This window comes from Bacillus sp. FSL L8-0193, from assembly GCF_037976065.1.
Taxonomy (GTDB): Bacteria; Bacillota; Bacilli; order Bacillales; family Bacillaceae; genus Bacillus; species Bacillus paralicheniformis.
The window spans coordinates 925,283-949,870 of record NZ_CP150261.1 but is presented as its reverse complement, the minus strand read 5'-3'; the positions used below and the strand labels follow the sequence as shown (position 1 = coordinate 949,870).

21 protein-coding genes are annotated in these 24,588 nt (G+C 48.9%); 9 read left to right on the top strand and 12 right to left on the bottom strand.

From position 1 onward, the window contains the following. The first annotated feature begins 34 nt into the window (after positions 1 to 34). Positions 35 to 880 carry an AraC family transcriptional regulator gene (locus MHH76_RS04640; RefSeq protein WP_020450610.1) on the top strand — a complete coding sequence of 282 codons (846 nt, stop codon included), beginning with the start codon at positions 35 to 37 and terminating at the stop codon, positions 878 to 880. On the opposite strand, the gene MHH76_RS04635 is transcribed toward MHH76_RS04640, so the two are convergent. The 4 genes from MHH76_RS04635 to MHH76_RS04620 form a co-directional block, all read right to left on the bottom strand. Then, positions 877 to 2,424 carry a glycoside hydrolase family 43 protein gene (locus MHH76_RS04635; RefSeq protein WP_020450609.1) on the bottom strand — a complete coding sequence of 516 codons (1,548 nt, stop codon included), beginning with the start codon at positions 2,422 to 2,424 and terminating at the stop codon, positions 877 to 879. The two genes, MHH76_RS04640 and MHH76_RS04635, sit on opposite strands and share 4 nt — an antisense overlap. Next, the gene (locus MHH76_RS04630) at positions 2,414 to 4,012 is read right to left on the bottom strand and encodes a glycoside hydrolase 43 family protein (RefSeq protein ID WP_020450608.1); all 1,599 of its coding nucleotides are present in this window, start codon (positions 4,010 to 4,012) and stop codon (positions 2,414 to 2,416) included. Before MHH76_RS04630 ends, MHH76_RS04635 begins: the two co-directional genes overlap by 11 nt. A 160-nt stretch (positions 4,013 to 4,172) precedes the next feature. Beyond that, a complete protein-coding gene (locus tag MHH76_RS04625) occupies positions 4,173 to 5,033 on the bottom strand; it encodes a VOC family protein (RefSeq protein ID WP_043054189.1) in 861 nt (286 codons plus the stop codon). Then, the gene (locus MHH76_RS04620) at positions 5,005 to 5,463 is read right to left on the bottom strand and encodes a DoxX family protein (protein WP_020450606.1); all 459 of its coding nucleotides are present in this window, start codon (positions 5,461 to 5,463) and stop codon (positions 5,005 to 5,007) included. The genes MHH76_RS04625 and MHH76_RS04620 overlap by 29 nt, the downstream gene beginning before the upstream one ends. A gap of 230 nt (positions 5,464 to 5,693) precedes the next feature. Here MHH76_RS04620 and MHH76_RS04615 point away from each other — a divergent pair, with 230 nt between their 5' ends. The 3 genes from MHH76_RS04615 to MHH76_RS04605 all read left to right on the top strand — a co-directional run bounded on the left by MHH76_RS04615 (position 5,694) and on the right by MHH76_RS04605 (position 7,848). Continuing rightward, positions 5,694 to 6,032 carry a winged helix-turn-helix transcriptional regulator gene (locus tag MHH76_RS04615; RefSeq protein WP_020450605.1) on the top strand — a complete coding sequence of 113 codons (339 nt, stop codon included), beginning with the start codon at positions 5,694 to 5,696 and terminating at the stop codon, positions 6,030 to 6,032. A 153-nt stretch (positions 6,033 to 6,185) separates the two neighbouring features. Beyond that, positions 6,186 to 7,163, top strand: a complete 978-nt coding sequence (locus tag MHH76_RS04610; protein WP_026580630.1) for a glycosyltransferase — start codon at positions 6,186 to 6,188, stop codon at positions 7,161 to 7,163. A gap of 106 nt (positions 7,164 to 7,269) precedes the next feature. Continuing rightward, the gene (locus MHH76_RS04605; RefSeq protein WP_026580631.1) at positions 7,270 to 7,848 is read left to right on the top strand and encodes a class I SAM-dependent methyltransferase; all 579 of its coding nucleotides are present in this window, start codon (positions 7,270 to 7,272) and stop codon (positions 7,846 to 7,848) included. Positions 7,849 to 7,997: 149 nt separating this feature from the next. On the opposite strand, the gene MHH76_RS04600 is transcribed toward MHH76_RS04605, so the two are convergent. The 3 genes from MHH76_RS04600 to glvA form a co-directional block, all read right to left on the bottom strand. Then, positions 7,998 to 9,590 (bottom strand): alpha-glucoside-specific PTS transporter subunit IIBC, encoded by a 1,593-nt coding sequence (locus MHH76_RS04600; protein ID WP_043054188.1) that lies wholly within the window; start codon positions 9,588 to 9,590, stop codon positions 7,998 to 8,000. Between the two features lie 15 nt (positions 9,591 to 9,605). Next, entirely contained in the window at positions 9,606 to 10,376 is a 771-nt protein-coding gene (locus MHH76_RS04595; RefSeq protein ID WP_020450601.1) for a MurR/RpiR family transcriptional regulator, read from the bottom strand. A gap of 107 nt (positions 10,377 to 10,483) precedes the next feature. Further along, complete coding sequence (gene glvA / locus MHH76_RS04590) at positions 10,484 to 11,833, bottom strand: maltose-6'-phosphate glucosidase (RefSeq protein WP_020450600.1); 1,350 nt, start codon at positions 11,831 to 11,833, stop codon at positions 10,484 to 10,486. 182 nt (positions 11,834 to 12,015) lie between these two features. On the opposite strand from glvA, the gene MHH76_RS04585 reads away from it, so the two are divergent. Further along, on the top strand, positions 12,016 to 12,345 hold the full coding sequence (locus MHH76_RS04585; protein WP_161513128.1) for a YnfA family protein: 330 nt from the start codon (positions 12,016 to 12,018) through the stop codon (positions 12,343 to 12,345). Here the strand turns inward: MHH76_RS04585 and MHH76_RS04580 are convergent. The 5 genes from MHH76_RS04580 to MHH76_RS04560 all read right to left on the bottom strand — a co-directional run bounded on the left by MHH76_RS04580 (position 12,342) and on the right by MHH76_RS04560 (position 18,855). Next, a complete protein-coding gene (locus MHH76_RS04580; protein WP_043054187.1) occupies positions 12,342 to 14,177 on the bottom strand; it encodes a sigma-54-dependent Fis family transcriptional regulator in 1,836 nt (611 codons plus the stop codon). The genes MHH76_RS04585 and MHH76_RS04580 overlap by 4 nt on opposite strands. Positions 14,178 to 14,279: 102 nt before the next feature. Continuing rightward, complete coding sequence (lpdA, locus tag MHH76_RS04575) at positions 14,280 to 15,656, bottom strand: dihydrolipoyl dehydrogenase (RefSeq protein ID WP_026580636.1); 1,377 nt, start codon at positions 15,654 to 15,656, stop codon at positions 14,280 to 14,282. A gap of 18 nt (positions 15,657 to 15,674) precedes the next feature. Beyond that, positions 15,675 to 16,835, bottom strand: a complete 1,161-nt coding sequence (locus MHH76_RS04570) for a dihydrolipoamide acetyltransferase family protein (RefSeq protein ID WP_224146590.1) — start codon at positions 16,833 to 16,835, stop codon at positions 15,675 to 15,677. Further along, complete coding sequence (locus tag MHH76_RS04565; RefSeq protein WP_023855891.1) at positions 16,825 to 17,859, bottom strand: alpha-ketoacid dehydrogenase subunit beta; 1,035 nt, start codon at positions 17,857 to 17,859, stop codon at positions 16,825 to 16,827. The genes MHH76_RS04570 and MHH76_RS04565 overlap by 11 nt, the downstream gene beginning before the upstream one ends. Before the next feature lie 21 nt (positions 17,860 to 17,880). Then, positions 17,881 to 18,855 carry a thiamine pyrophosphate-dependent dehydrogenase E1 component subunit alpha gene (locus MHH76_RS04560; protein WP_016886251.1) on the bottom strand — a complete coding sequence of 325 codons (975 nt, stop codon included), beginning with the start codon at positions 18,853 to 18,855 and terminating at the stop codon, positions 17,881 to 17,883. A gap of 211 nt (positions 18,856 to 19,066) precedes the next feature. Here MHH76_RS04560 and MHH76_RS04555 point away from each other — a divergent pair, with 211 nt between their 5' ends. The 4 genes from MHH76_RS04555 (at position 19,067) to MHH76_RS04540 (ending at position 24,586) form a co-directional block, all read left to right on the top strand. After that, a complete protein-coding gene (locus MHH76_RS04555) occupies positions 19,067 to 19,618 on the top strand; it encodes a DJ-1 family glyoxalase III (RefSeq protein WP_043054186.1) in 552 nt (183 codons plus the stop codon). Positions 19,619 to 19,885: 267 nt separating this feature from the next. Next, entirely contained in the window at positions 19,886 to 20,260 is a 375-nt protein-coding gene (locus MHH76_RS04550; protein WP_016886253.1) for a DUF2294 domain-containing protein, read from the top strand. Positions 20,261 to 20,435: 175 nt separating this feature from the next. Further along, positions 20,436 to 21,968 carry an NADH dehydrogenase subunit 5 gene (locus MHH76_RS04545; protein WP_043054185.1) on the top strand — a complete coding sequence of 511 codons (1,533 nt, stop codon included), beginning with the start codon at positions 20,436 to 20,438 and terminating at the stop codon, positions 21,966 to 21,968. Next, a complete protein-coding gene (locus MHH76_RS04540) occupies positions 21,965 to 24,586 on the top strand; it encodes a putative inorganic carbon transporter subunit DabA (protein ID WP_035339182.1) in 2,622 nt (873 codons plus the stop codon). Before MHH76_RS04545 ends, MHH76_RS04540 begins: the two co-directional genes overlap by 4 nt. The last annotated feature ends 2 nt before the right edge of the window (positions 24,587 to 24,588 follow it).

The window sequence follows — 24,588 nt, the reverse complement described above, 5'->3', positions numbered from 1 at the left end:
GATAAGAAAACGTTTTCAAGGAGGAATGCCCGACATGCTCCATCCTAAATATTTCATAGCCGAGCATTCTTTTTCGATTCAATATATGCAGAGAAAAGGATTTACCGAGATGAACGCGCCGCATGTTCATGAAGGCTATGAACTGTATTATCTGCTCAGCGGAGAACGCACGTATTTTATTAACCAAAGCGTCTATACCGCGGAAAAAGGCTCGATGATCATCATCAACCCCCACGACCTCCACCGAACGTCAAGCACGGAAGTTCAAGAGTTCGAACGCATCCTGATTAATTTCTCGCACAATTTCATTGAACCATTGCTTGAGTGCAGCCATTATCGGCTGCTTCCGTTTCCGGAACATCAAAATTTCATCGCATTTTCCCTCCGTGAACAGGCGGCAGTCGAACACCTGCTGATGGAGATGAAGAAGGAGTGCAAGCTGAAAAAAGAAGGACACGAAGATGTCGTGAGGGCGCTATTGTTTCAGCTGCTTTTTACCATTTACCGGAGCCTTGCGGGCGGCGGACGCAATCAAACACGGCCGCTTCACCCGATGGATGAAAAAATCTCGGAAATCGCTTCATATATCAATGGCAGCTTTCAAGAAACGATGACATTAAACGGGCTGGCCGGACAATTTTATATCAGCCCATCATATTTAAGCAGAGTGTTTAAAAAAGTGACCGGCTTTCATCTTCAGGAGTATATCCGGCATATCAGAATCCGCGAAGCGAAAAAACGGCTTCGTGATACAGACGAGAAAATATTGGACATCGCCGCGGATACCGGTTTTAAGCATATCAGCCACTTTAATAAAGTATTTAAAGAAATCGTCGGCATCCCGCCGCTTCAATACAGGAAAAAAAGCAGAGACATTTAATATGCGGTATAACGGAACCAGTCAAAATCAGCGGCGGCCTTTCTGCCGCTTCCGCCATTATTGGCGAATACCCCCACCATCGTTCCTGTATGTCCTTTTGCGTCACGCGACCCCTCATCGCTTAAGAAACGGGCATCATAAGTACCGCCTGCGTGATGCCAATGCTTCCCTTCATAACTGTAGTAAAAATCCCTCTTTTGCTTATTGATGACGGCTTTTAAATACAGCGGGCCGGCTTCGGCATGTTTTTCCCCAAGCGTTTTTTGGAAGCCGGAGCGATTTTCCATGACCTTGATCTTTAATCCTTCTTCATAGGTCAGACAGCATTTCAAATAATTATGCGTGCTGTAGTAGCAGACGATCCCCGCTTGCTCGCCGGACGCCGCAGGTGAAAAGTCGAGTTTCACGCCGGCGCTGTATTGGTGGTGCTTTTCCCTTCTGACGACCGTATTTTTTGCGCGGATGTCGTGTAAATCCCAATCACCTGTCCATAGCCTGAGATATCCCGGTCTTTCGGTCAAAGACCAGCCTGAATGGTCGGGATTTCTGACAAACTGCCAGTCAAGACCGAGCGTATCATCGTCAAAATCGTCGAAAGTCTTTTCATCCCATTTGACCGGAGGAAGGTTGGGAGCGCGCTGGATCAGACTCGGGCCGTTCAAGCCGTTGATGACAAACCAGCCGTCATCCTTCCATTCGACGGGATCCAAAGCGGTCTCTCTGCCAACCGTTGTATAGTTTCCCTCATTGGGCCGCCCGCATAGATACACCGCCCACCATTCTCCATTCTGGGTTTCAACGAGCTTGCCGTGCCCCGCTCTTTGAATCGGAGCATCCGGGTCTGTCTGCGTTAATATCGGGTTATACGGGCAGGGCTCATAAGGACCGTACAAATGCGTCGAGCGGGCTGTCGTGATCGAGTGGGAATATCCGGTGCCTCCTTCCGCCAATATCGCGTAGTAATACCCGTCTTTTTTCAGCACATGCGGCCCTTCAGGCGCCCTTCTCCCGGTCCCTTCCCAAATCTGAACCGGCTCGCCGGAAACTTCTGTGCACTCGTCATTTAAAGGAAAGAGCGTGCAAGCAGGACTGAGCAGCATATAGTGTTTCCCGTCGTCATCAACAAAGTGAGACGGATCGATGCCGCTTCCTTCATCAATGAAAACGGGCTTTGAATAAGGGCCTTCAGGACGGCTGGACTTGATCATGATCTGTCTGCGGATCAGCTCTCGTCCATTGATGACGGTCGGTCCGTTCAGCCTGTGTGTCGCGAAAATGTAGAAGGTTCCGTCATGATACGAGATATCGGGCGCCCAAATGCCGTGTGAATCATTGATATCAGACAGATCCAATCCGTCATTCTCCGTAATTCCGTGGCCGATGATCTTCCAATGGACTAAATCTTTAGAGTGGGAAATAACGATTGCCGGGAAATACTGAAACGTTGAGTTCACCATGTAAAAATCTTCCCCGACTCTGATAATTGAAGGATCTGGGTGAAAACCGGTCAACACCGGGTTCGTATATGTGTGTTCACCATTCATGACATTCCCCTCCTGCCGGTTCGACCCTGAACCAATCGATATCGCACCAGCCGTCCTGTCCGTCTGCTCCTCCGGTATCCGTGCAATATACACCTGCCTTGGCACCCGTCCATCGCCCGGGAACAGCCTGAAACGAATCCCCAATCTGTGTGAAATGACGCTGATCCATGCTGTAGCTGAAACGGCACACCGCCTGTTCATCAACAGTCACGCGCAAATAGACCGTTTCCGCCTGTACACCGTGCTCTTCTGTTTTGACATCTTCCTGCTCACCTTCCATACGGCCTTTGTATACAGAAAGCCGATAGCCGTTTTCCGATTTCGAAAAGCCGAGATAGGCGTATTCCCTTCCCATTACAGCCAAGCCGGCCAGCATAGTGTCCGAGAAGGCGTTTAGCGACAATTTGACTGTTGCTGTAAAGCTTGGGCCCGAAAATTTCTGCATCAGAAGGTTCGGCAGACGGCTCAGTTTGAACGGATGCGGGATGCCGCGGCTGTACAAGCGAAGCCGGCCGGGAGTGGCGCTGAGAGAGTACCAGTCTTGCTTCGGATTCGCTTCCCATTGCCAATGAAGCGCAAGGCGATCTGAAGAAAAATCATCATTGGCATGGTCAAAGGGCTGTTTCACTTCTTTGGCGTTTGTCTTCGGCTTTTCCCATTGCAAAACAGGTTCGCCGATCCCGTCGCCGTCTATGTCTTCGCCCATCAACGGCCAGCCGTCGATCCAGCGGACAGGTTGAAGGTGTACTACTCTGCCGAATGCTCCGCGATCTTGAAAGTGGATAAACCATGATTCTTCAGAATCAAGCTCAATCCAGCCTCCCTGGTGCGGACCGTTAATCGCTGTATTTCCTTGGTGGAGGACAACCTTATCTTCATAGGGACCGTAAATCTGCTTGCTCCGCAAAACCGTCTGCCAGCCTGTCTTCACCCCTCCAGCCGGGGCAAAGATATAATAATAGCCGTCTTTTTTATACAGTTTCGGCCCTTCAATGGTAGGGTGGTTCAGCGTACCGTCAAAGACGATCTCGCCATCGTCTTCCAATGCCGTTCCGTCTTTTTTCATTCGGCAGAGATTCAGCTTGCTCTTGATTCCGATTCTGCTGTTGGCATAGGCGTGGATCAAATAGGCATTTCCGTCGTCATCCCAAAATGGACAAGGATCAATCCAGCCCTTTGTCTTTTTGACATGTATGAGAGGCTCCCATCCTTTAAACGGATCTGATGTTTTGCTCATAAAGATTCCCTCATCAGGCGTAGCGAAATACACCAGGAATTCCCCGTTATGGTACCGAATGCTCGGCGCCCATGCTCCTTTGCCGTGAGCAGGGGCCTCGTATTCGCCGAAGGGGAGCTCGTCAAACACATGGCTGATCAAAGACCAATTCACCAAATCTGTCGAGTGCAAAACGGGAATTCCGGGAAAACAGGAAAAACTCGAGGCCGCCATAAAAAAGTCGCTGCCTTTCCGAACGACATCGGGATCTGAGTAGTCCATGAAAAGAACGGGATTGCAAAACCGCCCGCCGTCAACATTCGGATTCCAGACAGGCGGATGTTTCGCCTTGCCAGTCAGGCTTTTTGCCATCAACCTTCACCCCTGTTTCATTTCCAATTTTTCAAATTCATGTTAGCACAGCTGCCGCCCCTGAATCTTTGTTATTAATGTCTGTTTATTCTCATTCTTTGCTATTGTTGTCCTTTGATTGAATGGCATAAAAAAAAGGCGAAACTAAAGTTTCGCCTTTTCAAGCAGTCAACCTGATATCAATGCCTGAAGCCGGGTCTTTAACAAACCATGCGTTTTCTTGATGCTCAACGGCATAACCTGAGCTTTTCAGTTTTTTCACGATGCAGTCCAATTCCGCCTGACTCGGGAGAAGAACCGTGTAATATGCCATGCCTGCCGCATTAAGTGGAGCAAATGGCGCATGTTGTCCGGCCCAGATGTTTAAGCCGATATGGTGATGGTAGCCTCCGGCAGAGACGAAAAGCGCTGACATGTGTTGATAATCTCCTGTAATATCAAATCCCAGCACAGAGTGGTAAAATTCTTTCGCCAGCTTTAAATCCTTGACATGAAAATGGACGTGTCCGATTTTTGTTTCAGGGGGAAGACCTTTCCATTCGTGACCATCGGCTTCTTCAAGAAGACCTTGGACATCAACCGGCTCCGTACCCATCACGTAGTTCCCCTGTTCATCACGCTTCCAGCCCTCGCACGGGCGGTCCCGGTAGATTTCAATTCCGTTTTGATCAGGATCTGACAAGTAAAGCGCCTCGCTGACAAGGTGATCTCCCTGGCCGAGTTCAATGCCGGAGCGGAGCAAATGCTTCACAGCCATGCCGAGCTGCTTGCGATTTGGAAGCAAAATGGCAAAATGATAAAGGCCTGCTGCCGATCTTTCAGGCAGCACAACAGCATTTGGAATTTCCTCAATAATCAGAAGCGGATTTTTCCCGTCAACTGTGAACTCCGCCGTTTTTCCGTCACGTTTTAATACTTGAAAACCGATCACATCCCTGTAAAAAGAAACCGATCTTTCAAGACTGCTCACCTTCAGCTTCACATATCCGAGCTCAGTGCCCGGGTGGATTTGCTGCGTCATCTGTTTTTCCTTCTTTCCTTGGTTTCTCCTGCCCTTTGGAACGGAATAAACCATCAAGAGACAGCATGCGGCTTCCGCTCAAGCCCAAGTATACAGACATTGCAAGAAGCGCTACATCAAATTCATAGCCTGCGCCTCCATCCGTTCCCATGAATCCGGCGGATAGCTTAACAGTGAAAATGGCCCCCAGCATGACAATCGCAAATAAAAGGCCAATCACACGCGTACCGAGCCCGAGAATCATTAAAGCCCCTCCGGCCAATTCGATAATCGCTACGATATAGGCGAGAAAGCCCGGAATTCCGACACTGCTGAAAAATCCTACAGTATTTTCAATCCCGCCTTGAAATTTTGAAAGACCGTGAAGCAAAAATGTAAGACCGGTAACCAAACGTAAAATAAATGCACCTAATTCGTATTTGTTGTTCATTATTTTCTCCTCTAGTTTATTTTTTATTTAAAAGACCAATGACGTACACCAACTTTATCCATCTATCAACATATCATCCGCATAAGAAGTCTGCAGTGTCCTCCTTTTTTCGTTCGTTACTTACTTTGTGTAAGTTAGTATATATAAATAAGAAACTTACGTCAAGACATTTTATGAGCTTTGCTCATTCATTGATATACCGTTATAATAGACCTAGAGAGGTGAGAAATATGAGCCTATCATCTTTATGTCCGAAATTCGAAAAAGGAATGAAAATGATAAGTCAGCGCTGGAATGGATTCATCATTCACCAGCTTCTTAACGGCCCGCAGCGGTTTTGCCATATAGAATCTTCCCTTCCCATCAGCGGAAGGCTGTTATCCGAAAGATTAAAAGAACTCGAACACGAAGGCATCATCCACCGGCACGTGTATCCAGAAACTCCGGTGCGGATCGAATACTCCCTGACTGAAAAAGGACAGGCGCTCGAATCGGTCCTTAAAGGAATGGAAAAATGGTCGCAGGAATGGATCGATCCGGACGGCGCCAATGAACGGGAAAATCATTAAAAAAGGCGTGCATCTCAGGTGCATCGCCTTTTTGTTTTGCCGTTTTATTCCGCATATTTTTCAGATCCCCGCCTTTTTCATGCTTGCCTGAACATCAATTTTTAATCCTCATATATTAAATAGGGAAAGATTACTTCCTGAGAGGAGAAAGAAATGCGGAGATGCTTGAAAATATTAGTTCTGATTAAAACGTTTTGGAAGACCATGCCCAAACATGAAGTAAAGTATAAAATGATGAAATCTCTGGAGGAGTTTGCCGAAGTCATGTACTGGCATACAGACGGCTATCTTCCGGATATTTTGGACAAAATCCAATTTCGCCCTGATTTCATTTTCCACTACGACATTGCCTACGGCTTCTCATTATCCCCAAACATAAGGGGGCTCAAGGATACAAACATCCCCACCGGCGCGTTTGTGATCGATTCTCATTTTAATCAACAGATCAGAAGCAGCTATTTCGAAGAAAACCAAATTGATTTAATTTTTTCAGTGACAAAAGAGCATTTTTTAAATGAATATCCCCAGTATGAAGAAAAATTCAGATGGGTTCCATGGGCAGTTGATCCAGAAATATTCAAGGACTGGAAGTTGAAAAAAACGATAGACTATTTGCTCATGGGGCTCGTGCATGAAGGAAACAAAAGATACCCTCCAAAAGGAAAGTACCTTTTTAGGGAAGCTGTACTGCAGACCATGAAGCATGAAAAAGGGTTTGTTCACCACCCCCATCCCGGCAATGTCATAACTGATGAAGAAGAAATCAAGCAGGCTTTTTTGAATGAAAAGTATGCCCAGGAACTGAACAGGGCCAAGATATTTTTCACGTGCGGAAGCACCCTTCGCTATCCGTTGTTGAAATTTTTTGAAGCTCCTGCCTGCAGAACGTTGTTGCTGGCGGAACCAAATCAAGATATTTACGATCTTGGTTTTAAAGACGGCACCCATTTCATTGCTTGTGAAGTTGAAGACTTTTATGATAAGGCAAAATACTATCTTCAAAACGAAAAAGAAAGGCAGCGTATCACAGACAACGGCTACCGTCTCGTTCATTCGCGGCATACCTATCATGCGCGCGCACAAGAAATAGCAGACGCGATAATAGATTTTTTGGAGCAGCGGAAACGGTGATGAATGGATCCATTTTTCTTATCCGGCGGGATTGTTCCCGCACGCATTTTCTTTTCGGACATATATTTCTATTACTGATGATTTAAAAGATTTCGAGGTGAAAAACATGGGAACGGAAATGCCCGCTGAATTTTATGATCAATTTATTGACCGACATCTGATTCCGCTTGAAAAAAGCCCTTGGAAAAAGGTGTATGAAGAAGCTGCACGTCTATTGCCGGAGTCCAAAGATGAAACGATTGTTGATATTGGCTGCGGCACAGGGAGATTCGCAAAGCTTTTATATGACAAAGGATACAGAAAATATTTAGGCATCGATTTTTCCAAAGGAATGCTTGAAGAAGCCAAAAGGTATAATCCCTCGTTTACTTTCATCGAAGGGAATGTATATGACGAGGCGATCGTCCGGATGCTGCAAAAATACAATGTTTTTGTTTTGCTGGAAGTGTTAGAGCATATCGAGAAAGACAAGGCGTTTTTATCAAGTCTTCCTCAAGGGAGCGATATGGTGATTTCTGTGCCTAACTATGATTCTCGCGCCCATGTCCGCCACTTCAAACATATTGACGAAGTCATCGAAAGATACGACGGCATATTGGATTTTCAGGGCAGCGAAAAAGTCGTCATTAAAACATCTGAACAGCTGAAGAATGAAATTTACGTGCTGAACTGCAAAAAAAGATAATAAACGGGAATTGGCATGCAGCGAGCTAATGCGGATAACCTGTGAAGCGTTAGCTTGTCTCTGCATCAAAAGAGCATCCCCCAATCGTACATGCAAGTCTCAGCAACTTGCATTTGTCGTTTCAGGAGATGCTATTTTCCCCGGCACAATTATGATTGATCCAGCAGCTTCTCAACCCTTTCACGGACTTGCGGAACCGAAAGACCGATGATAATTTGCAAGGCTTTCCCGTTTCTGACGACACCGTGAACGCCAAAGGACTTAAACGTACTGTCCGGCTCCACTTTCGATTCATCATACACGCTGACTCTCAGTCTTGTCGCACAATTCGTCACTTCAGCTATGTTTTCTTTTCCGCCGAGCGCTTTGATGCAAAGAACCGCCTGATCGGTTTCATCCATTTCCTGCGCAGCAGAAACCTCTTTTTCGGACTCTTTTTTCGCCTTGTATTCTTTTTTCGAATAAAATTTGGTCTCCTGCTGCTGGTCTTTTTCACGCCCCGGTGTGGCGATATCCAATTTTACAATCAAGAACCTGAATACGAAGAAGTAAATGGCGGTGAAAGACAAGCCGATCAAAATTTGAAAAATATAAGTGCTGCCATGCTGATGAAACAGAGGGATCCAGTTGAGCGTTAAAATCTCGATTAAACCGCCGCCCATATTTCCAACAACCCCTGCAGCATACATCAAGGTTGCCATCGTCGCGGCCAAGAGACTGTGTACGAAAAACAGCAGCGGCGAAATGAACAAAAACGTAAATTCGATCGGCTCCGTGATCCCCGCAATCACCGCTGTCAGCGTGATCGGAATCAGCAGACCGGCAACGATTTTCTTCTTTTCTTTTCTGGCTGTTACATAGATCGCGAGCGCGATCCCCAGAATTCCGAAGATTTTAGAGTTTCCGTGGAGCGCGAATCCGCCTTGAGGAAAGAGCTCTTTCAACGGCACAGAGCTTGCCGAGAACTCGCTGAGATGCTGCGCCCAATAGGTGACAATTCCGCCTTCAACTACGGCCGGGCCGAAAACAAATGGCGTGTAGATGAAGTGATGCAGGCCTGTAGGGATCAAAATTCTTTCCAAAAATGTGTAAACCCATACACCGAATGCTCCTGAGGCGACAAGGAAGCTTTGCAGCGACGCAATGCCGCCCTGCACCATCGGCCAAATCCACGCGGTCGCAAGCGCTACCGGAAGCATGATCGCAAATGAAATGATAACGACAAATGAAGAGCCTTGAAATATTCCTAAAAAATCGGGCAGCTTCTTATCAAAGTAGCGATTGTGGATATAAACGACAATCGATGAAATCAGAATCGCCCCGATAATGTTCGTATCAAGGGTTTTGATGCCGGCGATTTCCGCAAGTCCGCTTGTTCCTCCGGCTTCCTGTGTCATATCAACACCGAAAAAATCGCCCCATACTGTCAAAATGGCGCTGACAAAATAATTGAAGGTCAGATAGGTAGTAAGCGCTTCCAAACATGCCCTCGCCTGCGCTTTTTTCGCCAGTGCGATCGGAATTCCGACCGCAAACAGCAGCGGCATTTGCCTGAAGACAGTCCAGCCGCCTTCTTCAAGGATATACCAGAATTGATACCAAAAGGTGTCCTGACGGGCAAGCGCTCCCATCAGCTGCTCATTTTTAAATAATGTGCTGAGGCCCACGACGATCCCGGCAAAGGCAAATAGCAAAACCGGCACAAACATAGCGCTTCCGAATCGCTGTACTTTTTGCATCAATGCGAATCCCCCCTGTTATTCCTGATTTTTCTTTTCTTCAGCATAGTCGACATAGCTGCGAAACAGCGCTTCCCCAACGAGAAAAAAGGGCGCAAAAGCTGTCAGCTCCGTTTTTGGATAAACCGTCACCGTCTGGCTCGGCGCATAGAGATTGTAAGGCGTGAGCTGGGCGAGCAGATTATTTTTCAAATTAGTCAAAGAGATAAAAGGAATGCCTTTTGCCGACAGAGACTGTGCCTGCGGAATCAGCGACGGGGTTTCTCCTGACAGCGAAATGATGATGATCAGATCGGCCGGGCTAAAATCAGGAAACATGAGGTCGAAATCGATTTGATCTTTGATCACCGTCAAATAACGGTGCTGAGAAACAAACATTCGCTGCAGCTCATAAGCGCACGTGGTCTGAGCGGTACCTGAACCATAGACAAAAATGCGGTCTGCTTCGTCAATGAGCTGACACATCTTGCGCAAATCCGTATTTTTCAAATACTTCATGCTTGCTTCCATATCCCTCATGAGGCATTCAAAGGAACGGCAATCTTCCCGCTCTTCTTCCCGTTTCTCGGCCTCCCATTTCAGAAACACCCTGAACTCACTGTACCCGCTGAAATCCAATTTTTGAGAAAGCCTTAAAATCGATGTGCGGGATACGTTGCATTTCTTTGCTAATTCGTTGATGCCCAGCTTGTAGCAAGTGTCTTGATGGTTCAAAATATATTTCAAAACATGAAAGTCGTTTTCGTTCAATTTTTTATAATGCTTGTTCATTAATTCTTCCAACTGCATCATTTTCACCCCATTTATTCTCTGTCTCTATTATATAAAATACGAGAATAAATGGGAGATATGCCTGGGCTGGCCGGTATGGCTCAGGAGCCCAGGCGCTTTTATCCTTAAAGCGACGGCTGAAGATGTTCCGCGGAGAGCTCCGGCCAATATGCTTTGTTCGCTTCAATCAGATCATCGAGAATCAGTTTGGCTGTTCTTGCATTCGGCACGGTGCGCGACAAAATCAGAGCCTGCCAAAGCTTTTGATACGATTTTTCAATCCAGGCTTCAACGACAAGCTTTTCAACAGACACCTGCTGTTCCATCAGCCCTTTTTGGAACTGCGGTATCTTGCCGATTGTGATCGGCTCCGGACCGTTTTTGCCGACAATGCAAGGCACCTCAACCATCGCCGATGAATCGAAGTTTTGGATCGCTCCGTTATTTTCAACAATTAACAGCATCCGTTCACCGGTATTAAAAGCAAGGGCGCGCGCAAGGTCGACAATATATGAAGCATGATCATCAATTTTGATTTTGCTGCCGGCGCTGGATTGGGCTTTTGCGATTTTTTCACACTCGCCGAAAATGAATTTTTCCCGCCCTTCCATTACTTCGTTCGCCCGCGTGAATTCAGGGTTTGATTTTTTCACCATGTCATCGGGATAAAAATAATATTGCAAATACGTATTTGGAAGCGTCTCAGGATCGAGTTCATATACTTCCCTCGCTTTTTTGAACGTGTCGTTCCAGCTGGCCTCAGCCTTTTCATGTTCGTGTTCAGGAATATAGCCGAACTTCCCGACGTGCTCCTTGATCGCCGGCATCAGATCATTGCCGTTTTTATCACAAATTGACGTCCACCAGCCAAAATGATTAAGACCGTAATAACGGACGACCATCTCTTTTCGTGATGACAGCCCGAGAATTTGAGCCATCCTGTCTTCGATACCGATCGGCATATCGCAAATGTTCAGCACTTTTGATGTCGGCCGCAGCCTTCTCGTCGCTTCGGCAACGATTGCAGCCGGGTTTGAATAGTTCAGCATCCACGCATCAGGTGAATAAGTTTCCATATAATCAATGAGCTCAAGGACGCCGCCAATCGACCTCATTCCGTACGCAATCCCTCCGGGTCCGCACGTCTCCTGGCCGACGACTCCGTATTTCAGAGGGATCTTTTCATCGAGCTCGCGCATCGCATATTTGCCCACTCTGATATGAGCCATGACAAAATCAACATCGGAAAACGCCTCTTCCGGATCGGTTGTCGCTAAAAATTGAATGTGCGGAGCCCTTTCTCGAACCAACACTTCACAGGCGCCGGCTATCTTGTCTTGCCGCTCCCCATCATTGTCATACAATTTCAGCTGTCGGATCGGGAAATCATCCAAATTGTCCAAGAGCATCAATACAATCCCCGGGGTAAATGTGCTTCCTCCGCCTGCAATGACAATCGAATACGTTTTATCCATTTTTAAAGCCCCCTTATAAGCGTTTACAATTTACTTATATCATGCTGAAGGAGCCGTTCCAACAGGTTCGGGAAAGACAGTTCCTATACTCGCGTTCTGTTTATTTTCCCGAAAAACGGGAACTTTCCCGGCCGTTTTATGTCGTGTAGAATAAAGGCAATTCACTGAATTGGAGTGTGTTGTTGATGCTGATCGCAATCGGTTTATTTTTGCTGGCGGGCTTGGCTGAAATCGGCGGGGGCTATCTCGTATGGCTGTGGCTGAGGGAAGCCAAACCGCTGTGGTACGGGGTAGCCGGAGGGCTGACTTTAATCATTTACGGCATAATCCCGGCTTTTCAGGCGTTTCCATCGTTCGGGCGCGTCTATGCCGCGTACGGGGGCGTATTTATTATTCTGGCTGTGCTTTGGGGTTGGCTGGTGGACAAAAAAACCCCCGACCTCTATGATTGGGCCGGGGCCGTGATCTGTTTAGCCGGTGTCAGCGTCATGCTTTGGGCGCCGAGAGGTTAAAGGTTATACTTTCGAAGCCGCTTGTAAAATGTGCTTCTTGGAATTCCGGCCTGCTTAGCCGCTTCGGACACATTTCCTTTCGTTTTTTGCAAAGCTTCCATCATCGTTTGTTTTTGAACACGTTCTCTGAATGTGAGCCGGTCTTCTTCAGAAGGTGCGCCGCTTTTCCAATGGAGTCCGTCCAGCACCGCGCTGTATTGGGACGGGGCGATCAGCCCGCCGTCCGGAAATAAAACCCTGAGCCTTTCAAACGTATTAAAGAGCTCACGGACGTTTCCCGGCCAGTGATATTCTTGAAGCCGATTGAAAAAAATCGGCGGAAAATCGGCCTTCCACCCGTGTTGCTGCTGATAGTGGCGGAACAAATCAGGTATGTCCTCTTTGCGCTCTCTGAGCGGCGGTACTTTTACCGGATAAACATGAAGGCGGTAATACAGATCTTCACGTATCTTTCCTTTTTGGAGAAGATCTTTCAGATCACGGTGTGTTGCTGTGATGATTCTGATGTCGAGGGGAACTTCACGGGTTCCGCCGATCGGGGTGACCTTCCGCTCTTCGATGATCCTTAAGAGCGCCACTTGCATCTGATAAGGGATCTCACCGATTTCATCGAGAAAAATCGTACCGCGGTGAGCCTGTTCAAACTTCCCTTTTGAACCGCGGCGCTTTGCTCCTGTAAATGCACCTTCGGCATAGCCGAACAATTCGCTCTCCATCAGGCTTTCAGGAATGGCGCCGCAGTTGACGGCGATAAAAGGCCCGTTTCTCCGGGCGCTTGCCTGATGAATGGCCCTTGCGGCAAGTTCCTTTCCGGAGCCTGTCTCCCCCCATATGTATACATTCGCATCCGTCTGAGCCGCAAGCCTCATGTCGTTAAGCGCCTGCTGAAACGCCCGGCTTGTTCCGGTTTCTCCTGGATAGATGAAACCGGATGCGAGTGATGGAGCTGTTTTTTTGCGGGAGACTTCAGCCAGTGCCATCGACTTTCCGAGGGGCCTCCCGTCTTTTGTGGAGAAAATCGTCTGCTTGTGCACGCCGGCAAACCCGCGCTCATACAGATCATTGACATCCATTCTCCTCCAGTCGGAAAAACGTTCCCGCACCGATCTGCTCGCAGCTACGATTTTGTCTTTTTCATTGCAGACGATAAACGGCTGATCCGAATCGATTTTTTCAAGACAATGGCTGATGAGCTCGGCTTCGTTTTTTTTCGTGTGTACGCTGACCTCGCGCTCGATGGCGTGTGCGGCAGTAGCAGCCATCCCAAGCATAAAGGGATGCCTTCTATCCGTGAGACAGGAAATATCAATCAAACCCATAACGGTGCCGTCTTCATCGCGAATCGGTGCAGCAGAACAGCTCCAATGATGGGATGCCACCGAAAAATGCTCGGTCCCGTGAATGGTGACAGCTTCGCCGATTTCAAGTGCGGTTCCGATGGCGTTCGTGCCGACTTCTGTTTCCGTCCAGCGCACACCCTCAACAAAATTGATTTTTTTCGCCTCTTCAAGCGTCCTCAGGCATCCGGCCAAACTCAATACGTACCCGTCGGCATCGATCAAGAGCGCCATCATTTCCGACTCTTTTAATTCACGGCTGATATTGTGTAAATAAGGCAGGGCGATATCGAGGAATAACGAATGTTTCTTTTTTTGAGCGTTGAATAAATCCTTTTTTAAAATTGACTGTCCTTTATCTAAATACGGATTTACATTTCGGCTTTTGCAGCGGTACCATGATTCCATGACTCTTTTGTTCAAGCGGGCCTGGTCAAGGAGCCCCTCCTGAACAAAACGTTTCCACGTATTTAAATAGCAGGGCGTCGGATTCATTCCATCCTCTCCTAATGCTTTTTCCTCATTATATTATAAAAGCGCTTTCAATATCGATAAAAAAAACTCCGCACTTACCTGCTGTGCGAAGTTTTCCATTATTCAGCAATGAACCGCCTGGCCTGCGACTTGCAGCAAAGCTTCGTGAATCGTTTCCGAAAGAGTCGGATGAGCCGCGATGAAGTGCTCCATTGCGTCTGCCGTCAGCTCAGCGTGCATCATCACGGCTGCCTGGCCGATCAGTTCGGTTGCTCCCGGACCCACGATCGAAACCCCGACAATTTCCTGATACTCCGGCTCTGTGATGATTTTGACCTTTCCGGCAGCCTCATTTAAAATAAGTGCTTTTCCGTTTGAAGAAAACGGAAACTCACCGATACGAACATCCCCGTAGCGCTCCCTCGCCTTTTTTTCATTTAAGCCGACGCTTGCGATCTCAGGCGAGGTATAGATGCAGCGCGGAATGATTTCACTGTTGACCTTCATGTCTTTGCCTGAGGCATGGGATGCGGCGACGATTCCTTCGTGAAAGGCGGCATGCGCCAGCTGAACTCCGCCTGTGATATCCCCGCACGCATAAATATGCGGAATGTTTGTCTGCATATGCTGGTTGACTTGAATCCCTTTCCTGTCATATCGCACTCCGATATGCTCAAGCTTCAAATCAGCAGTTCTCGGTTTTCGGCCGACGGCGACCAGACATCGATCCGCTTGAATATTAAAGCTGTCATCGCCATTTTTCAGAAAGACGCGCTGCCGGGCAGGATCAAGACGCTCCACTTGTACAGATGTGAAAACACGGACGCCGGATTCTTCGAGACTTGTGTGCAGAAAGGCGGCAATATCCGGATCTTCCTCAGGCAAAATCTGTTCCGCTTGCTCGGCTATCACTACGTTCGCTCCCAACCTGCTGTATATACTGGCAAATTCACAACCGATGATTCCTCCGCCGATAATAAAAATTGTTTCAGGAATGGACGGCAATGACATGGCATCTCCGCTGTCGATGATCCAGCTCCCGTCAAAAGACGCAAAAGGCAGTGCGGCAGGTTCCGCTCCTGCCGCTATAATCACATGCCCGGCATTGATGACCTCCTGTTTTCCGTCCTTTTCAACAATTATGTCGTGTTCCGACAAGAACGATGCTTTTCCTTGCAGCACCTTGATTTTGTTTTTATTCATCAAATATTTAATACCCCCGGCGAGCCGCTGAATAATCTCTCTCTTACGGCTCTGGACGGCCTCCCACTGAACCGTCGGGCTTTCGCCTGTCAGCCCGATGCCGAATGCACCGGCGGACTTTACTTTCTCGAACATATCGGCGCTCTCAAGAAGCGCTTTTGTCGGTATGCACCCTTCATTTAAACACGTCCCTCCGAGGGGGCCATCTTCAATCAGGATGACTTCTCTGCTATTCTTGGCGGCTGTTATTGCCGCTACGTAACCCGCAGGTCCCCCTCCTATAATCGCGAGTGTCACAGTCTATCCACCTTCTCTCTATAAAAGAATCGATGCAGGATCTTCCAAATATTTTTTTACATCTGAAAGGAATGCTGCAGCAGGCGCACCATCAAGCGCGCGGTGATCAAAAGTCAGACTGAGCGGCAGAATGGCGCCCTTTGTCAGTTCTCCGTCTTGATAGACGGGGGCCGAATACATTTGGCCGATTCCAAGTATCCCGGTTTCTGGCGGATTTAAGATCGGTGTAAAGTGCTCGACACCATATGCGCCGAGATTTGTAATCGTAAATGTCGATCCTTCTATTTCGTCGTGCAGAAGCCTACCTTCCCGCGCTTTTTTGGCATACCATTTGATTTTCTTGGCCAGTTCGATCAGCGGAAGCCGCTCGGCATGACGGATGACGGGAACGGCCAGGCCTTCGTCCAAAGCCGCCGCCACTCCTAAATGAACATGATCAAAGGTCGCAAGCCTTCCGTCTTGATAAACGCTGTTCATGGCCGGATGATCCAAAAGCGAAAAAACAGCTGCCCTGGCGGCAAAATCAGTGATCGTCAGCTTTGTATCATACCTGGATTGAGCTGTTTCATTAAGCTGTTTTTGCAGGGCTGTTAATTTCGTGATGTCCGCCTTCATCGTAATCGTCAGCTGGGCGCTGTTTTGCAGGCTTTCCGTCATTCTTGCGGCAATCGTTTTCCTCATCGGGCTTGCCGGCGGACGATCTTCAGCCTTATCCGCCTGCTTGTTCGGCCTGTCGGGAAGCGCCTGCAGCACATCCGCTTTCGTAATTCTCCCTCCGGGCCCCGTGCCTTTCAGCGTTTTGATGTCTATATTTGCGCTTTGCGCGATTTTGCGTGCAGCCGGAGAAATTTTAATCCGTTCTTTCGGGGAATCCGGCTGTTTTGTTTGACTTTCCGGCGTTTGTTCGTTTTCATTCCCGATCTGGCAGATGACCGTTCCCGGCGGCACTCCCTCTCCTTCGGACACTTTGATGTCCAACACGGTTCCGTTTGCCGGAGATTCGATTTCCATTTCGATTTTTTCGGAATTGATGCTGGCAATGCTTTCTCCTTTTTCAACGGCTTCACCGACTTTTTTATTCCAGACGGAAACCGTACCTTCTTTCATCGCCATTCCCAATTTCGGCATGACAACCTCGACAGCCATGTTCTCCTCTCCTTTCCAATCTTTATACCGTATGTGTTGAGATTTCTCCGAGCATCTCCAGCACGGTGTTCACCACTTTTTCCGGCGTCGGCAAATACAGGTCTTCAAGAGGCGGTGAAAATGGAACCGGCGTATGTGGAGCCGTTACCTTTTTAACCGGTGCATCAAGCGAATCAAATCCTTTATCTGCCGCCAAAGATGCGATATCCGCGGCGATGCTGCATCTCGGATTGGCTTCATCGACGATCACAAGTCTGTTTGTTTTTTCAACAGATGTAAGGACGGCCTCCTCATCAAGCGGTGAAAGACTCCTCGGATCAAGGACTTCGGCTTCGATTCCCCGCAGTGAGAGCTGTTCCGCCGCTTGAAGCGCCGTATGAACCTGTTTGCCGACTGCGACAATCGTTACATCAGCGCCTTCCCGCTTGATATCGGCTTTTCCGATCGGAAGCGTGTAATATTCTTCCGGCACATCGCCTGTCATGTTGTACAGCGTTTTGTCTTCAAAAAAGATAACCGGGTCCTGATCCTCAATCGCAGCGAGCAATAAGCCTTTCGCATCGTACGGGGTCGACGGCACAATCACTTTCAAGCCGGGAATGCTTGTAAATAGGGCATACAAGCTTTGCGAATGCTGGGCGGCTGCCCTAAAGCCGGCACCGTGGGTCGTCCGGATCGTAATCGGAACTTCCGCTTTTCCGCCAAACATGTAGCGGAACTTCGCTCCCTGGTTCAGCACCTGGTCCAGACACGTGCCGATAAAATCGTTAAACATCAATTCCGCGATCGGCCTTAAACCTGTTGAAGCCGCCGCCATGGCTGCGCCGATGTACCCCGCTTCACTAATCGGCGTATCAAGGACGCGCTCCCGTCCAAATTCCTGAACAATCCCTTTCGTGACGCCAAGCACACCGCCCCATGCTTCATCATCCTGCAGATGATCGACATTCGCTCCTCCTGCGACATCTTCCCCCATTAAAATGACGTGATCGTCCTTTCTCATCGCAAGTTTGATCGCTTCATTCAATGCGGCTGACATGCTGATTTCCCTCGTCATGTTTCCTTCCCCCTTCATGAATTAATAGGATACATATACATCTGTCAGCAGTTCGGTTTCTTCCGGATAAGCGCTTTTTTCGCTGAATGCGACCGCTTGCTCGACCGCTTCTTCAACTTCTTTTTCAATCCGTGACTGCTCTTCTTCACTCATCAGCCCTTTTGCCAGCAATTCGCTTTTGAACACGGCAATGGCATCTTTTTCTTCCTGATGCACCGCTTTTTCGTCATTTGTTTTGTAGCGCTGGGCATCTCCTTCAAAATGGCCGTAGTTCCGGTATGTCATACACTCAATAAGCGTCGGTCCTTCACCGTTTTTGGCACGCTCTATCGCCCGGCCCGCAGCCTGGAAAACCGCGGCTGCATCTTTTCCATCCACGCGAATGCCCGGAATCCCGTAGGCGGCCGCACGATCTGCGATCGACTCGCAGCTTGACGCATAGGAAAACGGCGTCGCTTCGCCATACCCGTTGTTTTCGGCGACAAATATGACAGGGAGCTTCCAGATGGCGGCAAGGTTGATCCCTTCGTGAAACGTCCCCTGGTTGTTGGCGCCGTCGCCAAAAAAGCAAACGCTTACATTTTTAGTCTTTTTATACTTTGCAGTGAGGGCAGCTCCGCAGGCCAAGGGAAATCCCCCGCCGACGATTCCGTTTGCGCCTAGCATCCCTTTGTCAAAGTCTGCGATATGCATCGATCCGCCTTTTCCTTTGCAAAGTCCTGCAGATTTCCCGTATATCTCGGCCATCATCCCTTTCAAGTCGCACCCTTTTGCAATGCAGTGCCCATGGCCGCGATGTGTGCTCGTGATGGTGTCTTCATCATTCAGATGGGCGCAGACGCCCGCAGCGACCGCTTCTTCCCCGGCGTAAAGATGGACAAAACCCGGCAGTATCCCTTTAGCAAACAGCTGATGAACCCGATCTTCGAAATAGCGGATTTCCAGCATTTTTTGATACATCCATACCGCCTTTTCCTTTGTCAGTGCCTCTTCCATATGCAAAAACCTCCTGTCTTTTTTTACTCACACGTTATGATGCAAAAATCGTGCCAGCTCTCCGACGCGAACATGAAGCTCTTTTCAGACGGACATCCTTCCAAAACAAGAGACAAAACGAGACGGGTGTCTCAATTTGTCTACTTCATCAGTTGCGGAAATGTCTTTGCCGCAGTTAGAATGAACGGTAGAGACGAAGGAGGTTTTTTTCATGAAGAAAGCGTATGTTTTTTTAATCGGCGGATTTGAAGAAATCGAAGCGATAGCAACGATTGATATTTTACGGAGGGCTGAAGTCGAGACCGTCACCGTCTCGCTTGATCCATCGCGCAGCGTGAAAGGCGGGCATGACATTGTCGTCGAGGCAGACGTCATGTTTGAGGATGCTGATTTTCAAAAAGCGGATATGCTGATTCTTCCGGGCGGAAATGTAGGCAGCAAAAAAATGCTGGAACACCAAGCTTTGCACAAGACGCTGACAGAAGCGGCGGATGCAGGAAAATATGTCGCCGCTATCTGCGCCGCAACGATGACGCTCGGAAAAACGGGGCTTGTCAGCGGAAAAAAAGCGACCTGCTATCCCGGGGTTGAAGAACATTTAACAGGAGCGGATGTCACTGCAAATGAAAAAGTTGTCGTAGATGGAAACATCATTACTTCCAGAGGCCCGGCGACCACGATTCCATTTGCCCTCAAGCTTGCCGAATTGCTGAACGGCAAAGAAAAAGCCGATGCAGTTGCCAAGGGAATGCTCGTCTGCTAAGACGGCATTCCTCTTTTTTATCCATAAAAGAACGGTATTGACATCATAAATCTTAAAAGATATGATATTTAAAAAGTAATTCCGTAAAATCAATAATTGTAATCTCATGCAAAAGAGCTTTAGCATTCGGCTATAATCCCTATGGTCGCGTGAAAAAGCACCCTTTACCATGTATGACATTAACATTTTGATAGGACGGTATATTTCATTTTCCCTATACTCATGTATAAGGAAAAGAAATATACCGTTTTTCAGGAGGATATAACATTGAAAAAACAGAAAGTGACAAAGGGGTCTCTGGAGGCGGAGATCAGCAAAACCTTAACCCAATGGGAAAAAGACTATTTGGGCCGCGGCTCCGTGTCTGTTAAAACAGACATTCTCAGAAATATGGTCATCATTTCCCTGAACGGTATTTTGACACCCGCCGAATACGAACTTTGCAGTACAAAAGAAGGCCTGCTGTCAATTAAAAGAACCCGCTCCGGTTTGGTGGAATCGGGTATAGAACAACTGAGCCGCATAATGAAGGAGCTGACCGGTGAAGAGACGATCAGCTTTCACACGGATATCAGCACCCGCACTGGCGAGCGGATCATGGTATTTAAATTGGCAAACGACCTGCAAAAAAAATTGGCATAGAAAAACGGAAGATCTTTAAAGCATGAACATGAGTTAAAGATAAGCCGGTATTATTCAGAAAGATTGGCTGAAATGGGCCGATCCTGAATATACCGGCTTTTTTTACGTTTTCAGAAAGGAAGGCAAGACATGAAACAGTATGTTCTTTTCCATCATCCCGACGGAGGGATGCCGGATGTTTGATCTGCTAGATTCTTTATTTTGGCTGAAAATATTTTTCGCGTCGCTTGCGCTTTGTTTGTTAAGCGCACTGCTCGTCCTGAATCGAAAGGTTCCATTGGCATATGTACGGATTCACGCCAAGATCATCGCCCTGCCGCCGCTTGCCGCGCTGGCAGCATTGATAACGGCAAATCCCGGGCAAGCTGGAGCTCCTTGGCGCTTGGATTCGCTGGCTTGGCTGATCGCCTTGTTTGTCTTGACAATCGGCTTCATCGTCCAGCGCTACTCTGTCCGGTATTTGTTCGGCGACCGCTCCTACCGTAAATTTTTTGTGCTGCTGACGCTTACAACAGGAGGCGCTTCATGCGCCTGGCTGAACGATGATCTTCGCTGGCTCCTCTTATGCTGGGGTATCACGCTTTTCGGCTTGACCGCGCTAATCGGCTTAAACGGCTCGTGGCAAGCGGCCAAAAATGCCGCTTTGTATGCGGGCCGGATCTTTGCGCTCAGCTGGCTGGCGATAGCAGCAGCCGCTCTTTGGCTGTCTCTCGCGACAGGACACTGGCAGCTATCATCCGCCATAGCGGAGGAAAGCCTTGTACAGCTCAGCGCATGGGAGAAAACCGGGATTGGCCTCCTTATCATTTTAACGGTGATGATTCCTGCGGCACAGTGGCCGTTTCATCGCTGGCTGCTCGATTCGGCAATCGCGCCGACTCCCGTTTCCGCGGTCATGCACGCCGGACTCGTAAATGTAGGCGGCGTCATGCTGACCCGTTTCGCACCGATGTTCAGCGGTGATGGGCTGCAGCTTATTCTGCTTGTTCCCGCCGTCTTTTCCGTCTTGCTCGGAACGGGCATGATGATCGTCCAGACGGACTACAAGCGGCAGCTCGCAGCTTCAACGGTCGCGCAGATGGGTTTTATGCTCGTCCAATGCGCATTAGGAGCCTATATTGCGGCTGTTATTCACCTCATTTTGCACGGCCTGTTCAAAGCCGCCCTTTTCCTGCAAGCCGGATCAGCGGTGCGCCGTTATGAATCGTTCGCCTCTAAACGGGGCAGACCGGCTCTTTTCTGGGACATGATAGGCGGCGCCTTTGCTCTTACTGTCGTCATCGGAATCTGGGTCTCAGCTGCGGACGATGGCTATCAATTGATCAGCGCCCTTGTTTTAGGCTGGGCATTGTTCATTGCTTGGAGACAGCTTGTCACAGCCAATGACGGTCGCGTCACACGAATGGCCGGGCTTTTCATTTTAACGGGGGCTTCACTCGCGTTTGCCATCATTCATTCCGGTTTACACGGGCTCCTGAAGGAAGCTGTTGTACAGGGGGCGCAACCGCCCGTCATGGCGGCCGTTTTAACGGTAGTCGTTTTGTTAGCTGGCACTGCGGCCGGCGCCTTGATCGTTCGGCAGCGGTTTGCATGGTCCGGCGCACTTTATCTGCGTCTTGTAAAAACGGGTGAGCCTCATTTTGAATCGGTCGAAGAACGGCCGAATTATCTTGACCAATATCTTACTCAAGGAGGTCGTCAATCATGAAAGCAGCACCCACATTGTCTAAACAATTGATCTTCAAATATGAACATCAGACAGCGGACTTTAATATTGATGAATCGGTTCAATCAGCAGCACGAGTCATTGCGCCGCTTTGGCCGATTGAAACCTTTGCCGCGCGCCATCCGTGGATGGGTCTTGAAGAACAGACATTTGAACAGACGGCCCGGCAGCTTAAACAGCAGCTTCAGGTTGATATATACCCAAAGTCCTCCATTTTCCGCTCCGCAAAACAAAGGGGAGAAATCGATGAGGCCATTCTTGAAAAAAAGCTGACGCATTGGCTCGATTCACATCAGCCCGGCATGCAGAGGGAAACAGCGGAAGCGTTTTGCAAAGCCGCGCTCAAGCTGGATGAAATCCCTGAACAGCTCTTGAGATCCCCGCAAGTCGAAAAGCTTGCCAAACAAGCGGCGCGCGGGACAATCGATGATCAAAAAACACGCTTGATCAAACCGCTCAGCGTTTTTGCCGGACAAAAAACCGCTCACCTTCTTGATCATCATGTGATTAAATGGTGCAAGCTGTTTCTCGATGAATCACAATCGGCATGGCGGCTTCCACATCGTGAGAAAGGGTTTTACAGCGCTTGGCGGCAGCTTGTTGAACATGATCCCGCCCTGGCGCGAGCGGAACGCCAACGACTGAAAGGGTGGCCGGAGGAGCCTCGGGACGCGATGAAAAGAGCACTCCGAGCGCTTGATATTTCTGATGGAGACGTTCAGGCATACCTTGAAGCTCATTTGCTCTCTCTTCCGGGATGGGCCGGGATGATGCTTTGGCGTTCCCAGCAATCGCAGGACGAACAAGGGCTGCTTCTCGAGTATTTGGCCATCCGGCTTTCAATGGAATGGATGCTTATTGAACCTTATGTGCCGCTGTCTAAGCCAAAACCTGAAAAAGAGATGCAGGTCGTTCCTTTGATTGCGGCCTGGCTGCATTGGGGCGGCCTGACGCCTGACGAATGGCTCAAACTTTCAGCAGCAGAGCAAAAAGCGAGATTAACACTCGCCCGCCGCTTTGATGATCTAACGCGCAGGCGCATCTGGCTGGAAGCATGGGAACAATCATACGCTGCTGAGGTAAGGAACCTCATCACGGCAAACAAACCTGCCGCTGCCGCCAAAAGTGAAGCGGCGCTGGCCCAGCTTGCATTTTGTATTGATGTCCGTTCAGAGCCGTTCCGACGGGCATTGGAAAAGTCAGGCCCTTTTGAAACGTATGGAACAGCGGGCTTTTTCAATCTGGCAATCGAAACGTGCGAACTTGGCACTAAGCACACTCACAGCTCTCTGCCGGTCATCCTTAAACCTCAGCATCGAGTAAATGAAACGGCCGATGAATCAAGCTTTAAATCGTATCAAGAACATAAAAAAGCAGCAGCTTCGCTGAGCTCCGCCTTTAAAAAGATGAAACAGAATCTATTGGCGGGTATGCTCCTTCCCGAAGTGAGCGGGCCATGGCTGAGCCTGCAAATGGCCGCGCGCAGCCTGGTCCCCCGCACAGCCGGGCAAACTTTCCGGAATGCGCGGAAAACATGGCTGAAAAAGCCTCAGGCAAAGCTCTCGCTTGATCGTATGGAAACATCTGATGCCGGTATTCCGGTCGGATTTACGGATGAAGAAAAAGCCGCCTATGCCAGACAGGCATTAAAGATGATGGGGATCACCGACCGGTTCGCTCCGCTGGTTGTCATTTGCGGGCACGCCAGCAGAAGCACGAATAACCCTTATGCATCGGCATTGGACTGCGGCGCCTGCGGAGGCGCATCAGGCGCTTTTAACGCACGCGTCCTAGCCGCTTTATGCAACCTTCCGAGCGTCAGACAGAGGCTCCGCTCCGACGGCATTTTTATTCCGGATGATACAGTATTCGCCGCCGCAGAGCACATTACAACATTGGATGAACTGCAGTGGCTCTATGTACCTGAGCTTCCGGCTAAAGCTCAACAAGCGTTCGACCGCATCAACTCGGTGCTTCCTGATGTGAGCCGTACTGTCGGAGCCGAACGCTTAGAAGAGCTGCCGCAGCTCGGCTACCAAAATCCGCGGAATGAAGTTGAGCGCTTCGCCGAAGATTGGAGCGAAGTCCGTCCAGAATGGGGGCTGGCACGAAATGCTTCATTCATCATCGGCACACGCCGGCTTACACGCGAAGCTGATCTTGAAGGAAGAGCTTTTCTGCACAGCTATGACTGGCGGAATGACGAGGACGGCTCCATCCTCAGCGGCATCATTTCAGGGCCTGGAACAGTAGCCCAATGGATCAATCTGCAATATTACGCGTCAACCGTTGCACCGCATTATTATGGAAGCGGAAATAAGGCAACTCAAACCGTCACTTCAGGCCTCGGCGTCATGCAAGGAAATGCAAGCGATCTTTTGGCCGGTCTCCCGTGGCAGTCCGTCATGCGGTCGGATGACGAAATATATCATGCGCCTCTCAGACTCCTGATCGTGATCGAAGCACCGGATGATGCTATCGAACGTCTCCTTGACCGCGATCACAGCTTCCGGCAAAAGGCGGAGAACGGATGGATCCACCTGGCATCTATTAACCCGGAGGGAAAATGGAAGAACTGGACAAACACGATAAATGAATGAGG

Bases quoted from the DNA above. Each gene is read 5' to 3' on its own strand.
- MHH76_RS04560 (WP_016886251.1), bottom strand. From the start codon at position 18,855: ATGGAAGAGGCACTGACAAAGGAAAAGGCGGTATGGATGTATCAAAAA.
- MHH76_RS04635 (WP_020450609.1), bottom strand. From the start codon at position 2,424: ATGAATGGTGAACACACATATACGAACCCGGTGTTGACCGGTTTTCAC.
- MHH76_RS04615 (WP_020450605.1), top strand. From the start codon at position 5,694: ATGAGCCTATCATCTTTATGTCCGAAATTCGAAAAAGGAATGAAAATG.
- MHH76_RS04625 (WP_043054189.1), bottom strand. From the start codon at position 5,033: ATGACGCAGCAAATCCACCCGGGCACTGAGCTCGGATATGTGAAGCTG.
- MHH76_RS04580 (WP_043054187.1), bottom strand. From the start codon at position 14,177: ATGAATCCGACGCCCTGCTATTTAAATACGTGGAAACGTTTTGTTCAG.
- MHH76_RS04595 (WP_020450601.1), bottom strand. From the start codon at position 10,376: ATGCAGTTGGAAGAATTAATGAACAAGCATTATAAAAAATTGAACGAA.
- MHH76_RS04545 (WP_043054185.1), top strand. From the start codon at position 20,436: ATGTTTGATCTGCTAGATTCTTTATTTTGGCTGAAAATATTTTTCGCG.
- MHH76_RS04620 (WP_020450606.1), bottom strand. From the start codon at position 5,463: ATGAACAACAAATACGAATTAGGTGCATTTATTTTACGTTTGGTTACC.
- MHH76_RS04610 (WP_026580630.1), top strand. From the start codon at position 6,186: ATGCGGAGATGCTTGAAAATATTAGTTCTGATTAAAACGTTTTGGAAG.
- MHH76_RS04565 (WP_023855891.1), bottom strand. From the start codon at position 17,859: ATGACGAGGGAAATCAGCATGTCAGCCGCATTGAATGAAGCGATCAAA.
- MHH76_RS04555 (WP_043054186.1), top strand. From the start codon at position 19,067: ATGAAGAAAGCGTATGTTTTTTTAATCGGCGGATTTGAAGAAATCGAA.
- MHH76_RS04605 (WP_026580631.1), top strand. From the start codon at position 7,270: ATGGGAACGGAAATGCCCGCTGAATTTTATGATCAATTTATTGACCGA.
- MHH76_RS04640 (WP_020450610.1), top strand. From the start codon at position 35: ATGCTCCATCCTAAATATTTCATAGCCGAGCATTCTTTTTCGATTCAA.
- MHH76_RS04540 (WP_035339182.1), top strand. From the start codon at position 21,965: ATGAAAGCAGCACCCACATTGTCTAAACAATTGATCTTCAAATATGAA.
- MHH76_RS04630 (WP_020450608.1), bottom strand. From the start codon at position 4,012: ATGGCAAAAAGCCTGACTGGCAAGGCGAAACATCCGCCTGTCTGGAAT.
- glvA (WP_020450600.1), bottom strand. From the start codon at position 11,833: ATGGATAAAACGTATTCGATTGTCATTGCAGGCGGAGGAAGCACATTT.